This window comes from Tenacibaculum halocynthiae, from assembly GCF_964512825.1.
GTDB lineage: Bacteria > Bacteroidota > Bacteroidia > Flavobacteriales > Flavobacteriaceae > Polaribacter > Polaribacter halocynthiae.
Window position 1 is genome coordinate 110,548 of the sequence record NZ_CAZELG010000017.1, and the last position, 13,805, is coordinate 124,352.

Annotated in this window: 13 protein-coding genes; 2 read left to right on the top strand and 11 right to left on the bottom strand. The window is 29.6% G+C overall.

Translation table 11 applies throughout. The features are described 5' to 3' along the window. Positions 1-287: 287 nt before the first annotated feature. The 9 genes from ACKTTQ_RS06385 to ACKTTQ_RS06425 form a co-directional block, all read right to left on the bottom strand. Positions 288-1,046 carry a tetratricopeptide repeat protein gene (locus ACKTTQ_RS06385; protein ID WP_299132268.1) on the bottom strand — a complete coding sequence of 253 codons (759 nt, stop codon included), beginning with the start codon at positions 1,044-1,046 and terminating at the stop codon, positions 288-290. After that, the gene (locus ACKTTQ_RS06390; protein ID WP_408048708.1) at positions 1,046-2,806 is read right to left on the bottom strand and encodes a BatD family protein; all 1,761 of its coding nucleotides are present in this window, start codon (positions 2,804-2,806) and stop codon (positions 1,046-1,048) included. The genes ACKTTQ_RS06385 and ACKTTQ_RS06390 overlap by 1 nt, the downstream gene beginning before the upstream one ends. A gap of 71 nt (positions 2,807-2,877) precedes the next feature. Then, positions 2,878-3,660 carry a tetratricopeptide repeat protein gene (locus ACKTTQ_RS06395; protein WP_408048709.1) on the bottom strand — a complete coding sequence of 261 codons (783 nt, stop codon included), beginning with the start codon at positions 3,658-3,660 and terminating at the stop codon, positions 2,878-2,880. Positions 3,661-3,694: 34 nt separating this feature from the next. Beyond that, a complete protein-coding gene (locus ACKTTQ_RS06400) occupies positions 3,695-4,738 on the bottom strand; it encodes a VWA domain-containing protein (protein ID WP_113786445.1) in 1,044 nt (347 codons plus the stop codon). Positions 4,739-4,740: 2 nt separating this feature from the next. Continuing rightward, complete coding sequence (locus tag ACKTTQ_RS06405; RefSeq protein ID WP_093869318.1) at positions 4,741-5,745, bottom strand: vWA domain-containing protein; 1,005 nt, start codon at positions 5,743-5,745, stop codon at positions 4,741-4,743. Further along, entirely contained in the window at positions 5,735-6,823 is a 1,089-nt protein-coding gene (locus ACKTTQ_RS06410; protein ID WP_408048710.1) for a hypothetical protein, read from the bottom strand. Before ACKTTQ_RS06410 ends, ACKTTQ_RS06405 begins: the two co-directional genes overlap by 11 nt. A 23-nt stretch (positions 6,824-6,846) precedes the next feature. Beyond that, the gene (locus tag ACKTTQ_RS06415; RefSeq protein ID WP_408048711.1) at positions 6,847-7,713 is read right to left on the bottom strand and encodes a DUF58 domain-containing protein; all 867 of its coding nucleotides are present in this window, start codon (positions 7,711-7,713) and stop codon (positions 6,847-6,849) included. A gap of 3 nt (positions 7,714-7,716) precedes the next feature. After that, positions 7,717-8,046 (bottom strand): hypothetical protein, encoded by a 330-nt coding sequence (locus ACKTTQ_RS06420; protein WP_093869316.1) that lies wholly within the window; start codon positions 8,044-8,046, stop codon positions 7,717-7,719. 72 nt (positions 8,047-8,118) lie between these two features. Then, a complete protein-coding gene (locus ACKTTQ_RS06425) occupies positions 8,119-9,108 on the bottom strand; it encodes an AAA family ATPase (RefSeq protein ID WP_093869315.1) in 990 nt (329 codons plus the stop codon). A gap of 225 nt (positions 9,109-9,333) precedes the next feature. Here ACKTTQ_RS06425 and ACKTTQ_RS06430 point away from each other — a divergent pair, with 225 nt between their 5' ends. Next, the gene (locus ACKTTQ_RS06430; protein WP_093869314.1) at positions 9,334-11,934 is read left to right on the top strand and encodes a TonB-dependent receptor; all 2,601 of its coding nucleotides are present in this window, start codon (positions 9,334-9,336) and stop codon (positions 11,932-11,934) included. 55 nt (positions 11,935-11,989) lie between these two features. Here the strand turns inward: ACKTTQ_RS06430 and ACKTTQ_RS06435 are convergent, their stop codons facing one another. Beyond that, positions 11,990-12,742 carry a UDP-2,3-diacylglucosamine diphosphatase gene (locus tag ACKTTQ_RS06435; RefSeq protein ID WP_408048766.1) on the bottom strand — a complete coding sequence of 251 codons (753 nt, stop codon included), beginning with the start codon at positions 12,740-12,742 and terminating at the stop codon, positions 11,990-11,992. A 103-nt stretch (positions 12,743-12,845) separates the two neighbouring features. Between ACKTTQ_RS06435 and ACKTTQ_RS06440 the strand changes: the two genes are divergently transcribed. Then, positions 12,846-13,292, top strand: coding sequence for a nucleoside deaminase (locus tag ACKTTQ_RS06440; protein ID WP_408048712.1), 447 nt, complete (start codon positions 12,846-12,848; stop codon positions 13,290-13,292). Positions 13,293-13,310: 18 nt separating this feature from the next. Here the strand turns inward: ACKTTQ_RS06440 and ACKTTQ_RS06445 are convergent, their stop codons facing one another. After that, positions 13,311-13,805: a methylated-DNA--[protein]-cysteine S-methyltransferase gene (locus ACKTTQ_RS06445; RefSeq protein WP_093871954.1), complete on the bottom strand. Its 495-nt coding sequence runs from the start codon at positions 13,803-13,805 to the stop codon at positions 13,311-13,313.

Genomic DNA, 13,805 nt, shown 5'->3' on the forward strand with positions numbered 1-13,805 from the left:
TTTTAGAAAGATATAATACCTTTCTAACTATTTCTGTAACTTGATAAGAAGCAAGTATGTCATTGCTATAATATAGTTTTATTTTAAACTCTTCAATGTTTTCATCATTATCAGAGGTGTCATTAACTAAAGAGCTCTCACATTTTTTTTCAGACAACGTTATATATGTGGGAACTACCACAGAAGTAATTAAACTAATTGTTAGAAAATAAATTAATAATTGTTTGCTCATAATTTTAACAACTAACAAAGATAGTATTTATAACTATGTGTTTTTGTTAATAAAATTAAAAAATAGTTATTATTTTAATATCTTTTGATAATAACCAGCCAATTTTTCCATCAATTAACTTAATTTTTTTCCAATCATCAACAGTGTCTAAAACTTTAATTTTGGTTCCTTCATGTAAAGTGAAAATTTCTTCTGAATCTTGTGTAGGAGAATTTTTTATAGAAACTTCTTTAGTAAAAACAATTGCTTCTATAGTCTTTTTAGCTGTATCATATTGTTGGTATGTTATTATTAAAGAACTTAACAATAATAAAAAAGAAAGAATACTTGTTACAAAATAAAAACGTTTTTTTACTGAATTTGTTGAGAAGTAAAATAATAAAAAAAGAACACTAGCGATTATTGAAAATACTATTACAACTAATGCCCATGAGTTATAATGTAGTTTTTGAAGATAGTTTATATTTAGTTTTTGAAATAAAGATTTAGGTAATTCTTCAATTCTATCTAGCGTTAATCTTTTTGCTATGATTAAATTATTTTTTGCATCTTCATTGGAAGGGTTTATTAATAATGCTTTTTCATAATTATAGATACTTGGCGCAACTTGATTTAATTTATAATAACAGTTCCCTATATTGAAGTATAGTTCTGAAGAGGTTTCTTCTGAGGCTTCAATTTTTTTATAAACCTCAATTGCTTTTTGGTATTTCCCTGTTTTGTATAAAGTATTAGCATCAGAAAATAAAGCATCAGCATTTTGTGCAGATACAATGTTTGTAATGAATACTAATAGTATAATAATATTCTTCATTATAACTGTTTATCTAATTGAGTAATTACTTGTTTTGCTTTTTCATACTCTTGATTCATTTGCGTATTATCTATTGGTGTATAGCGTGCAAAATCACAATCATTCAATACTTCAATGAATTCTTTTATTGAAGTTGAGTTAACATTTTTACCTTCTAGCAATTGTGTTATTTTTTCTCTACTTATATCTGAAGTTTCTACTTTTAATTTTGCTTTCAAATAATTATGTAAAGCTCTTTCTAAGGCTTCATAAAACGCTTCTTTATTTCCTAATTGCTTAGATGCCTCTGATAAATATTTTTTTGCTAATCTATCAGCTTTTCGTTGTTTGTTGCCTAATACATCACCATCTCTTTCTTCTTTCTTTTTGTAAATTAAAATAATTAAAGGAATTGCTATAGCTGGACATAATAACAGAATATAAAACAAAATGGACTTGAAAAAATCTGATTGTTGTTTTGAATGAAAACTTGATGAAGTTTGAATATATCTAAAGCTGGTATCAGTCATTTTCACATCTTGTTTTTCAACATTATTTCTATTGTCTGAATTTGTTACTAACTCTTTTCCTTCTAAAACATCTACATATAAATCTTCAGAGGTAATTGTTTGGTAAACTTTTTCTTTAGGGTTGAAATAAGAGAAGCTAGTTGAAGGAATTTTATACTTACCTTTATATTGTGGTACAACAGTATAGCTGTCTGAAACATTTCCTCTTAATCCACTTGAAGCAACACTTACTTTTTCTTTTCTTTCAGGTTGGTATACTTCTAATTCTTTTGGAGTTTCGATTTTTGGAAGTTCAAAGAGTTTTAAGTTTCCTTTTCCTTTAACTGATATTTTTATTTGTGATGATTCATTGGCTTTTAAAATTTCTTTGCTTAATGATACATCAAAAGAAAATTCCCCAACAGCACCAGTAAAGTTTTCTGGTTTATTTAAAGTAGGTAATGCTTTTGTTTGAATTGTTTTTTTAGCAGAAGAAAATTCTTTTCGCACCTGACGTGTAATTACATTACCAAAAAAGTCAGCACGCCCTGTAGGAACAGCAACTATAATATCCATTTTCATGGGGTCAATAGTTAGCTTTCCAGCTTTAGTTGGAATTAATAAAGCTTTATGTAAAACGGCATACCTATATTTTTCACCATTATATGTACCTTCTTTTACAGGAGTTCCATTTCTTTTGATTTCTTGGTTCCAAAAGCCATTATATTGAGGAGATTGTGTTATTGCATTGTCATAAATACCAACATTTTCACTAAAATATAAACGATATTCTACATAAATACCTTCACCTACATAGGGTTTTGATTTTGATATTTCAGCGACTAAATGAATGTTTTGAGAAGCTATATAATCAGGGTCATTTGGGTTTTTAGGAATGTCAACAGCAGCTAAAACTATAATTTTTGCAGTCTCGGATTTAATAGTTTTATCGTCGATTTCTATTGAAGCTGGAGGTAAGTCAAATTCTCCTTTTCTTTTTGGTTGTAAGATATAGGTATAAGATTGAGAAAAGGATCTCTTACCATTTATGTATGATTGGCTAACAGATTGACTAGGGCCGCCAACTATTTTAAAATTTCGGAAGTTTGGAGCTTTAAAGTTATCAGCTCCTTGCTTATTTATTATATACTGGACTCTAAATCGTTGATTTACGCCTAGTTTATTTTTACTGACACTTACCTTTAAAACACTATCTTGAGCGTTAATAGTAAGTGAAAAAACACTTATAAGTATTAATATGTAAAATTTCAAATCCCTGTTCATTTTTAATGTGCGTAAAAATAATATTTTAACTATTTAATACAAAAAATCTTATCATTTGATTACCAGTCCTTTTCTTGCTTAACCTTTCTTCCTTTTGATTTTTTTACATTCATTTTTTTCTGTGTCTTCTTCTCCTCATTGTTTAAACTTTCTAGCAATTGTTTCATTTGCTGAGGAGTCATTTTACCTTGTTGGGGTTTTTGCTTTTGCTTATCTTTTTTATCTTTATTTTTTTTGTTTTGCTGATCTTTATTTTGATCCTTTTTAGGATCTTTTTTGTCATCTTTTTTATCCTTATCGTCTCCTTCTTTCTTGTCTTTGTTTTTATCCTTCTTGTCTTTGTCCTTCTTGTCCTTCTTGTCCTTTTTATTTTTTTTATTCTTATCCTTATCGTTCTTTTTATTTTGTTGCTCTTTTTTTAATTTTTTTTGAGCAACAGCTAAATTATAACGTGTTTCATCATCGTTAGGGTTATTTCTTAAAGAATTTTTGTAAGCATCTACTGCTTGTTGATATTGCTTTTGTTCCATCATAGAGTTACCAATGTTATGGTAAGCCTCTGCTTTTGAAATTTTATTTTTTGTAGTTTTTGCTGTTAATTCAAATTGTGAAACTGCCTCTTTATATTTTTTATTTTGATATAAAGTATTGCCAAAGTTATAACTAGCTTTATCGTACTTACTGTTTTTGCTTAAAGATTTTCTATAGGCAATCGAAGCCTCGTCAAATTTTTGTTTGTTATAAAGTTTGTTTCCTTGACGAACTAAAGAACGAGCTTCTCTTTGAAGTTGTAAAGTGTCTTGTTGTGCATTAACTATTGTTGAAATAGTTATAAAAAACAAGCTGAATAGTATTTTTATTAAATTGTTCACCTTTTTATTTTTTAACTTCTTCATTAAATAAATCTATTTTCTTTAACCATTTTGTCTTTCTATCAAATAAAAAGATGTCAAGAATTAAAAATAATAAACCAATACCTAAAAACCATTGAAATTGATCTTTGTAATCAGAAAACTGTTTAGTTTCAAATTCACTTTTTTGTGCATTTGCAATAATGTCTGCAATAGAATTTACAGGTTTATCGGTTTTGTTACCATCAATATAACTTCCATTAGCTATATCAGCAATTTCTTGTAAAATCGTTGCTTTTCTTTGTGTAATAACGGTTTCCCCTTTTCTATCCTTCTTATAACCAATAAGAGAGCCATTTAATTTTATTGGAATTGGTCCACCTTTTTCAGTACCAACACCAACGGTGTAAACTTTTACACCTTCATTGGCTATATTCTGAGCTATTTGCTTAGTTTCTTCCTGATGATCTTCACCATCAGAAATAATAATTAAAAAACGATTAGTTTGCTCGTCGTTATTATAGTATGTTTTGGCTAGGTTCAAGGCTTCATTAATTGCTGTTCCTTGGCTTGAAACCATATCTGGGTTTGCGTTTTGTAAAAACATTTTACCAGCAGCATGATCAGTAGTGATGGGTAAAAGAGGGTAAGAATTTCCCGCATAAATTATTATACCCACTCTATCACTTCCTAACTTATCTATTATTTTTGATATTATTTGTTTTGATTTTTCTAGTCGATTAGGAGCTATATCTTCAGCAAGCATACTTTTAGAAACATCTAATGCAAATACCACATCAACTCCTTCTCTCTTAACTGTTTTAAGTTTAGTACCCATTTTTGGGTTTGTTAAAGAGATAATTAATAAAGAAATACCTATTAAAAAAAATATTAGTTTTAATATAGATTTAAAACGTGAAGAGTTTGGAGCAAGCTTTGCAAGTAATTCAGGAGAAGAAAATTTTTTTTGCGTTCTTTTTTTCCACCATAAAACCAGTAGAAAAAAGACAATTATTATTGGAATAATTGCAAAAAAGTAAAAATATATAGGTTCTTCTATTTTATACATAATTATATAAAGCTTTTAAAAATTGTGTTTTTTAATAGAAATTCGAATACTAGTAATAATCCTCCTAAGAATACCCAAAAGCGATATTTCTCAGTGTAATTATAGTATTTAAATTCTTCTATTTTTGTCTTTTCAAGTTTATCTATTTCATCATAGATTGCTTTTAATTTTGTGTTGTTAGTTGCTCTAAAGTATTTCCCTTCTGTTTCTTTGGCTATGTGCTTTAGTAGTGTTTCGTCAATTTCTACTTGCTGATTTTTAAAAGTTATTTGACCAGTTCTTGGGTCTTTAGCCCAAGGAAAAGCAGCCATTCCATTAGTTCCAATACCTATGGTGTATACTTTAATATTATTTCCTTTCGCTAGTTCTGTAGCAGTTTTTGGATCTACAAAGCCAGCATTATTTACTCCGTCGGTAAGTAAAATAATAACTTTACTTTTAGCTTTACTTTCTTTTAACCTATTCACGGCTGATCCAAGTCCCATTCCAATAGCAGTTCCTCCTTCTAGTTGTCCCCATTTAATTTCTGAAATAGTTCTTTTAACTATCGATTTATCACTTGTTATTGGAGTTTGAGTGAAACTTTCACCTGCATAAACAACAATTCCTATTCGATCATTTGGTCTTCTGTTTACAAAATCAGTAGCAACTCTTTTTAAAGCTTCCAAACGGTTTGGCTTTAAATCCTTGGCTAGCATACTAGCAGAAACATCAATCGCCATAACAATATCAATACCTCTATTTGATTTTGTTTTCTTACTTATGGAAACATTTCTGGGTCTAGCTAAAGCTATAATAATAGATGCTAATGCAAAAAGTCTTAATGCATATACTATTGGTTTTAATTTAGGTAAAAAAGAACTTTTTACATTAAACCCTTTTATACTTGCTATTTTTAATTTAGCACTGTCTTTTTTTCTTGTAAAAAAATTCCATAGAGCTAATAATGGAATTAACAACAGTAGCCATAAAAATTCTGGACTATGAAATTCAAAATTATTGAACATTTTCTACTGGTTGTTTTATAGAGTTAGACAATGAGATTGCTTTATAAATTCCAAATGAAATTAATGTAACAATAAGAAGTGTTATTGTAATTAATAATAGTTTGGTAATTGTGTTAGGATTCTTGATTTCGGGTTTTTGAACAATAACTACAGGTTTGCTATAACTAGTTTCTGTGTTTTCTTCTGTAGTAGAAGGTTTCAGATTGTTAATAATATGTGTAGTTGTGTTTCTGTCGGCTTCAATTTCATGAGCCATTGGTTTCGACTTTGCAAATTTTACAAGGTCTGATTGTTGTAAAAGATTCTTTAACTTTTTTATAGTTTCTTTATCTGTTACAATAGATTTTGAGTTACTGAAATCTATTAAACTATCTACCAGTTCATTTGTTGTTTGTTCTAATGCAGGTACATTTAATTCTCTCTCAATATAGTTTCTAACAATATCAGTTAACTCACTATAATAAGCTTTTGTTTTGTTGTTTTGCCATAGTAACTTTTCATCAAGTAGTTTTAAGTTTCTTAGGGCTTCCTGATAAGGTGCTAGTTTAGGAATGAATGTTTTTGATGTACTATTGTCTGATCTTTTTAAAGCAAAATATAAAGTTGAAATAGCTATTAATAATATAGCTAAAGCCCAATAAACATAAATTTTAAAATCATCAAATTGATAAGGTTCTCCTTTAATACCTTTTATAGGAAACTTTTTAATTTTTGTAGTATCAATAGCTACTGTAGTAATATTTATTAATAAACTATCTGTTAAATAAGCTTGATTTTTGATAAATATTTGTTGTCTTGGAATGTAAAATGCACCACTATCAAAACCAGTTAACTTATATTTTTTAATAAGTTTACTATTAATCGTATCTATCTTTAAGGAGTCAATTACCTCTAGGCCTTTTAAATTTCCTAGCTTAGGAATAATAACATTTTCTGTTTCACTAATAGTTATTTTATATTCAAATTGTTCTCCAATTCGTATGTTAGTAGTATCTGCTTCAATTTTAACCATTGAAGATTGAGCATAACTAATAGGTAGCGTAAGTAAGAAAAATATGTAAAATAATTTATGCTTCATTGTTCAGTGTCATTTTTTGACAATTATCCCTTTTGTTTAAAATAGGCTAATAGTTTTTTAACATAGCTTTCATCAGCTCTAATATTTATAATACCTGCGCCACTTTTTCTAAATGTAGTTTTAAAATAATCAGCTAATCGTAATGCATTAGCTTTGTATTGAGACCTAACTGATGAAGAACTTGTATTAACAAGTTGTATGTTGCCAGTTTCAGCATCCATCATTGGTACCATTCCAAGATTTGGAATTTCTTGATCATGTTTGTCATATACTTTAATACCAGTAACATCGTGTTTATTACTAGCTATTTTAAGAGTACGTTCGTACCCTTCATCTAAAAAGTCAGAAAGCATAAAAACAATAGCTTTTTTCTTCATAATGTTCGATAAGAACTTTAATGCCTCGTCAATACTAGTTTCTTTGCTTTTGGGTTCAAACTCTATTAGTTCTCTAATGATTCGTAATACATGAGTTTTTCCTTTTTTAGGAGGAATAAATAATTCTACTTGATCAGAAAATAAAATTAAGCCTACTTTATCATTATTTTGAATAGCTGAGAAAGCAAGAGTAGCTGCTATCTCAGTAATTGTATCTTTTTTAAATTGTTGGTTAGTACCAAAAAATTCAGAACCAGAAATATCAACCATTAACATCATGGTTAATTCTCGTTCTTCTTCAAATACTTTAATATAAGGTTCGTTGTACCTTGCAGTAACATTCCAATCAATAGCACGAATATCATCACCATATTGGTATTGTCTAACTTCAGAGAAGGTCATACCACGCCCCTTAAAGGTTGAGTGGTATTCTCCTCCAAAAATATGATTAGACAATCTACGTGTCTTAATTTCTATTTTACGAACTTTTTTAAGTAACTCTTTTGTATCCATTAATTAGTTTAACCAATTTTCAGGTAAAGGAGGCAATTCTACTTCTTTAAATTCAAATGATTTTTCAATTGAAAATAATGGAGCCTCTTTTATTGATAAATCTACATTGTTCTTTTTGGCAATTTCTTTAACTACCTCACCAATGGTTCTTTTCTGACAAAGTACCAAACTGTTCATTATAACATTTGATTCAGTTTGTAAATCAAAACAGTCTATATGAAAAGCAGGTTTGTTGTCTTTGTAAACAATGGCTTCAGTTCTTTTTCTCTTTTTTAATTCTAAAATTTCTTTTGTTCCTGTTAATGTTTTGTACGTTGTTAATTTGTAAGTCATTTCTAGCTATAATTTAAGGGGGTTAATATTTTTTCTTACTAGAGTATGGTTAGCTAAAATATAATTGGGAAATTATGGAACTTGAATTTCGTTAATAATTGTGTTAATAATATCTATAGATGAAACGTTTTCAGCTTCAGCTTCGTATGTTATTCCTATTCTATGTCTTAACACATCATAAGCAATAGCTCTAACGTCTTCAGGTATAACATAACCTCTTCTTTTTATAAAAGCATAACATTTGGCAGCTTTTGCTAGTGCAATACTACCTCTAGGGGAAGAACCAAAACTAATTAATGGTTGTATTTTTTCTAAATTGTATTTTTCTGGGTATCTAGTTGCAAAAACTATATCTAAAATATATTTTTCAATCTTTTCATCCATATAAACCTCGTTTACTACTTTACGAGCTTTAATTATTTGATCAATTGATACAACTGGATTTACTTTTTCGTAATTACCGCTTAAGTTTTGACGTAAAATTAATTGCTCGTCTTGTAATTTCGGATAATCAATTACAGTTTTAAGCATAAAACGGTCAACTTGAGCTTCAGGTAAAGGGTACGTTCCTTCTTGCTCAACTGGATTTTGTGTAGCCATTACTAAAAAAGGTTCGTCAAGTTTAAAAGTCTCATCACCAATTGTAATTTGACGTTCTTGCATTGCTTCAAGTAATGCAGACTGCACCTTTGCAGGAGCACGGTTAATTTCATCTGCTAATACAAAGTTGGCGAAAATTGGTCCTTTCTTTATAGAGAAATCATTTTCTTTTACATTGTATATCATAGTTCCTACAACATCAGCAGGAAGCAAGTCAGGAGTAAACTGAACACGACTAAAACTACCTTGAACAGCTTTAGAAAGAGTGTTAATAGCAAGTGTTTTAGCTAAACCAGGAACACCTTCTAATAAAATGTGTCCATTACCTAAAAGACCAATAAGTAATCGTTCAATCATGTCTTTTTGACCAACAATTACTTTATTCATTTCTGTAGTTAATAAATCTACAAAAGCACTCTCTTGCTCTATTTTTTCATTAATTACTCGTACATCTACATCCATATGTGTTTGAATTATATTAGCTTTTCTGTGAAACAAAACTACAATATTATGAATTTAACAATTGTTAAAGTATGGTTAAACCTAAAAAAGTGATAAAAATTGTAAAAAAATAAAATTTTATGATTTTTAGAGAGTATATAATTAAAATTTAAGTCTTTTGTTAATGAGTGGTTAATTTTGTTAAAAAATTATCTTAAAAATATTATTACTTAATAACTGTTGATTATGAGACAAATAACTAAACTGATTACTATTTTTACATTATTGTGCTTTTCTTCTATGATTGCACAAACTGTAAAAGGTAAGGTAACAGATGAAACTGGACAAGGTATTCCTTTTATAGATGTTATAGAAAAAGGTACTACAAATGGAGTTAGTACTAATGATAATGGTGAATTCACAATTCAATTAAATAAAGTGCCTTCAGTACTTGTGTTTTCTTCATTGGGATATGCTACTATTGAGAAAAATGTAAATGGAGCTGCTAATCTTTCTATAGTAATGAAAGAAGATAGTGGTGTGTTAGACGAGGTGGTTTTAACTGGTAATAGAGCAAAGCCTAGAACAATTCTAGATTCTGCTGTGCCAATTGATAATATTTCTGTAGGGGAATTACAAGCTACTGGTCAAACAAATATCGATCAAATGTTAACCTATACTGTACCATCATACAACTCAACTAACCAAACAATTTCAGATGCAACTGCGCATTTTGACCCTGCAGATTTAAGAGGGTTAGGGCCAAGTAGAACGTTAGTTTTGGTTAATGGTAAGCGAAAAAATCAAAGTGCCTTAGTATATGTAAATGATACACCAGGAAAAGGTGAGGTTGGAACAGATATGAAAAGTATTCCAACTGCAGCTATTGAAAGAGTTGAAATTTTACGTGATGGAGCTTCTGCTCAGTATGGATCTGATGCGGTTGCGGGTGTTGTAAATATAATATTAAAGAAAAATGTAGATTTTACACAAGTAAATATTAATTCAGGAGTTACTTCAAGAGGAGATGGATTTAATATGGATGCAGATGTAAATCATACACTTACATTTGGTAATGGAGGGTTTTTAAATGCAACTCTTGGTTTTGGTTATCAAGATTATACTAATAGAGCAGGACAACCCGGGAAAGATGATTTATTTGGTGTAAATAATCAATGGACTAAAGATAATCCTGGTTTAGGAATGATTGTTGGACAACCAGAGATGAAAAAAGGAGATTTGTATATAAATGCAGAGTATCCGTTAAATGATGATACAGTTATATATGCTTTTGGTGGTGGTAATTTAAGAAAAGGAAAAAGTTTTGCTTTGTACAGACCACCTTATTGGATTACTGATGATTTTGGGTTGTTAACACCTTCAGGTCAAACTTATAATGGTTTTCAGCCTACTTTTGAAACTAATATAAAAGATATCTTATTTACTGCAGGTAGTAGATTTAAACTTGGTGGTTTTAATGCAGATTTGAGTGCTACCTATGGAGGTAATTCTGTTGATTATACAATAGGGAACACAATAAACCCTAGTTTAGGAGGAAATAGTCCTACTAGCTTTGATGCTGGTGCTTATGCATTTAGTAATATAATTGGTAATTTTGATGTAAATAGATCTTTTGGAGAAGTAAGTATTGGTTTAGGGGTTGAAGGTCGTCAAGAACGCTTTGAAGTTACTGCTGGACAACAAGAATCATATGTAAATGGAGGAGCACAGTCTTTTCCAGGGTTACAGCCAGGGAATGCTTTGAATGAAACAAGAGTAAATGTAGGTGCTTATGCTACGCTTGATTGGGATGTTAACGATAATTTTTTAATTGGTGGAGCAGCACGTTATGAAAACTATTCTGATTTTGGAGGAAATACTTCTTGGAAAATAAACTCAAGATACAAAATAGGTGAGGCTGGAGTTTTAAGAGCGTCTTATAGTACAGGTTTTAGGGCACCGTCTTTACACCAAGTGTATTTGAGTAATGTTCAAACTTTAGTTTCTGGAGGTACTATTTCTAATCAAGGTACATTTAACAATGTGAGTCCAGTAATTAAAGATTTAGGAGTTGCTTCATTATTTGCAGAAACTTCAAAAAATATATCTGCAGGTTTAACAGTTAAAGCATCAAGAGATTTTACCATATCATTTGATTATTATAATGTTAGAGTTGATGATAGAGTATTATTTACTGGTGAAATTAACGGTACAGACGATAATGGAAATCCAAATGCTGATGTTCAGCAAATATTAACTGCGAATAATGTAACAAGTATTAAGTTCTTTATTAATGCAGCTAGTACAATAACTCAAGGGTACGACTTTACATTGCGCCATAAAAATATAAATTTTGCTTCTGGTAAATTAGGATTAAATGCAGGTTTAAATGTAAATAAAACTAATTTAGAGGGAGAAGTAAAAACACCAACTAAACTGAATAACTATAAAAATAAAATTTTCAATAGAAAAGAGCAGTCTAGAATTACAAGTGCTAGACCAAATATGAAATTTTTATTTGGAGCAGATTATAAAATTGGAGATTTTACAGCAAATTTAAATAATACATATTTTGGAGAAGTTACTTGGAGGCATGCTTCTGATTCTTTTAAAGATCAGACGTTTGGTGGTAAGGTAGTTACTGATTTATCAGTAGCATATGACTTTACTGATAAGATTTCTTTCAGAGCACAAGTAAATAATTTATTTGATGTTTTTCCAGATGAAATTGATCCGAAAGGGGATCCAGTTACCGATTTAGGAGGAAGATTTAGATATCCATGGGAAGTTAACCAGTTTGGTTTTAACGGTACCTCTTTTAAAGCGGGACTAACATTTAAGTTTTAATATTTTTTTTGAATTAAACTATGAAAAGGCTGTCAGAAATGGCAGTTTTTTTTGTTTAATACTTTTTAAGAGTGAGCTTGTCTTTTTCAAAAGAACCATAGGTGTAATATTGTATCCAATCACCAAGATTAATATATTTACTGTCTTCTTGTAGTTGTATGTGAAGTGGAAGATGACGATGTCCAAAAACAAAATAATCGTAGTGAGCAGTTTCTAATTTTCTTTTACAATATTGAACTAACCATTCATTTTCTTCTCCTAAAAATTTAGCATCTTCATCACCAGAAATAAGTTTGTTTTTTACAGACATATATTGGCCTAATCGAACCCCTAAATCAGGGTGTAACCATTTAAACATCCATTTAAACAAAGGAAAAGTAAATACTTTCTTCATTCTTTTATATCCCTTGTCATGCGGGCCTAAACCATCTCCATGACCAATTAAAAGAGTTTTATTATTTAATATAAACTTTTGAGGAGAGTGATATACAGGAATATTTAATTCTTTTTCAAAATAATCATGCATCCATAAGTCATGGTTTCCTACAAAAAAATAAATAGGAATTCCGCTATCTCGTATTTCTGCAAGTTTACCTAAAACACGAACAAACCCTTTAGGTACTACAGTTTTGTATTCAAACCAAAAGTCAAATAAATCACCTAATAAGAAAATAGCTTCAGCATCATCTTTAATTTGATTTAACCAGTTAACAAATTTCTGTTCACGAGGAAAACTTGCCTCTTGTGTTGGGGCTCCTAAATGTTGATCAGAAGCAAAGTAAACTTTTTTATTTTCAGGAATATGAATAGATATCAAACTTAAGAATTTTCACAAAAATAAGTAATTTGAATAGAGCTAGCTCATTTAATTTTTGGTTACTTTTGTTTAATACTGTTTTAAAACTGCTGTAATGAATTCGTTTGATGATGTTTATTTTATGAGAAAAGCCTTGCAGGAGGCAGAATTTGCTTTTGATAAAGGAGAAGTGCCAGTTGGTGCGGTTGTGGTATTTAAAGAGCAAATAATAGCTAGAGGTCATAATTTAACAGAAACATTAAACGATGTTACTGCTCATGCAGAAATGCAAGCTTTTACTGCTGCTGCAGATTTTTTAGGTGGTAAGTATTTAAAAGATTGTGTATTGTATGTTACGTTAGAACCTTGTCAAATGTGCGCAGGAGCTAGTTATTGGACGCAAATAGGGAAAATAGTTTATGGAGCTAATGAACCTAAACTTGGGTTTAGTGTTTTAGGTACTAAAATACATCCAAAAACAAAAGTAATATCAGGAGTATTAGAGGAAGAATGTAGTTTTTTATTAAAGAAATTTTTTATAGAAAAGCGTAATTTAAATTAATTTTTTTGTTAGGTAGTTTTAAAAAAGAGTTTGTTGCTTGCAACCACTTTCGTGTTCTAATAACCATTTTTTTCGCCATACACCACCAGCATATCCTGTTAAAGAACCGTCAGAACCTATAACTCTATGGCAGGGAATAATAATCCAAATGGGGTTTTTCCCATTTGCTGAAGCTACCGCTCTAATAGCTTTTACATCTCCAATTTGTTTTGTTTGTTGTAGGTAAGATCTAGTTTTTCCAAAAGGAATTTCTAATAACTCTTTCCAAACTTTTTGTTGAAATATTGTTCCTTGTGGGTTTAGTTTTAAGTCAAATTTAGTGCGTTCTCCTTTAAAAAATTCATCTAATTGAATAGCACAATTTTGTAGAGTTTTCGATGTGTTAGAGCTAACAGCAATTAGTGAAGTTAATAAGTCGTTGTTTATTACAGAAACTGACTGTATGCCATCTTTATTTCCAATAATTTCTGCAATTCCTATAGGAGTTTTATAATGTATTGTTTCTAAATTCAA

What these genes read in the sequence shown, in the direction of transcription:
- ACKTTQ_RS06385 (WP_299132268.1), bottom strand. Translation starts at nt 1,046, where the DNA reads ATGAAGAATATTATTATACTATTAGTATTCATTACAAACATTGTATCT.
- ACKTTQ_RS06400 (WP_113786445.1), bottom strand. Translation starts at nt 4,738, where the DNA reads ATGTATAAAATAGAAGAACCTATATATTTTTACTTTTTTGCAATTATT.
- ACKTTQ_RS06405 (WP_093869318.1), bottom strand. Translation starts at nt 5,745, where the DNA reads ATGTTCAATAATTTTGAATTTCATAGTCCAGAATTTTTATGGCTACTG.
- ACKTTQ_RS06410 (WP_408048710.1), bottom strand. Translation starts at nt 6,823, where the DNA reads ATGAAGCATAAATTATTTTACATATTTTTCTTACTTACGCTACCTATT.
- ACKTTQ_RS06415 (WP_408048711.1), bottom strand. Translation starts at nt 7,713, where the DNA reads ATGGATACAAAAGAGTTACTTAAAAAAGTTCGTAAAATAGAAATTAAG.
- ACKTTQ_RS06420 (WP_093869316.1), bottom strand. Translation starts at nt 8,046, where the DNA reads ATGACTTACAAATTAACAACGTACAAAACATTAACAGGAACAAAAGAA.
- ACKTTQ_RS06425 (WP_093869315.1), bottom strand. Translation starts at nt 9,108, where the DNA reads ATGGATGTAGATGTACGAGTAATTAATGAAAAAATAGAGCAAGAGAGT.
- ACKTTQ_RS06430 (WP_093869314.1), top strand. Translation starts at nt 9,334, where the DNA reads ATGAGACAAATAACTAAACTGATTACTATTTTTACATTATTGTGCTTT.
- ACKTTQ_RS06440 (WP_408048712.1), top strand. Translation starts at nt 12,846, where the DNA reads ATGAATTCGTTTGATGATGTTTATTTTATGAGAAAAGCCTTGCAGGAG.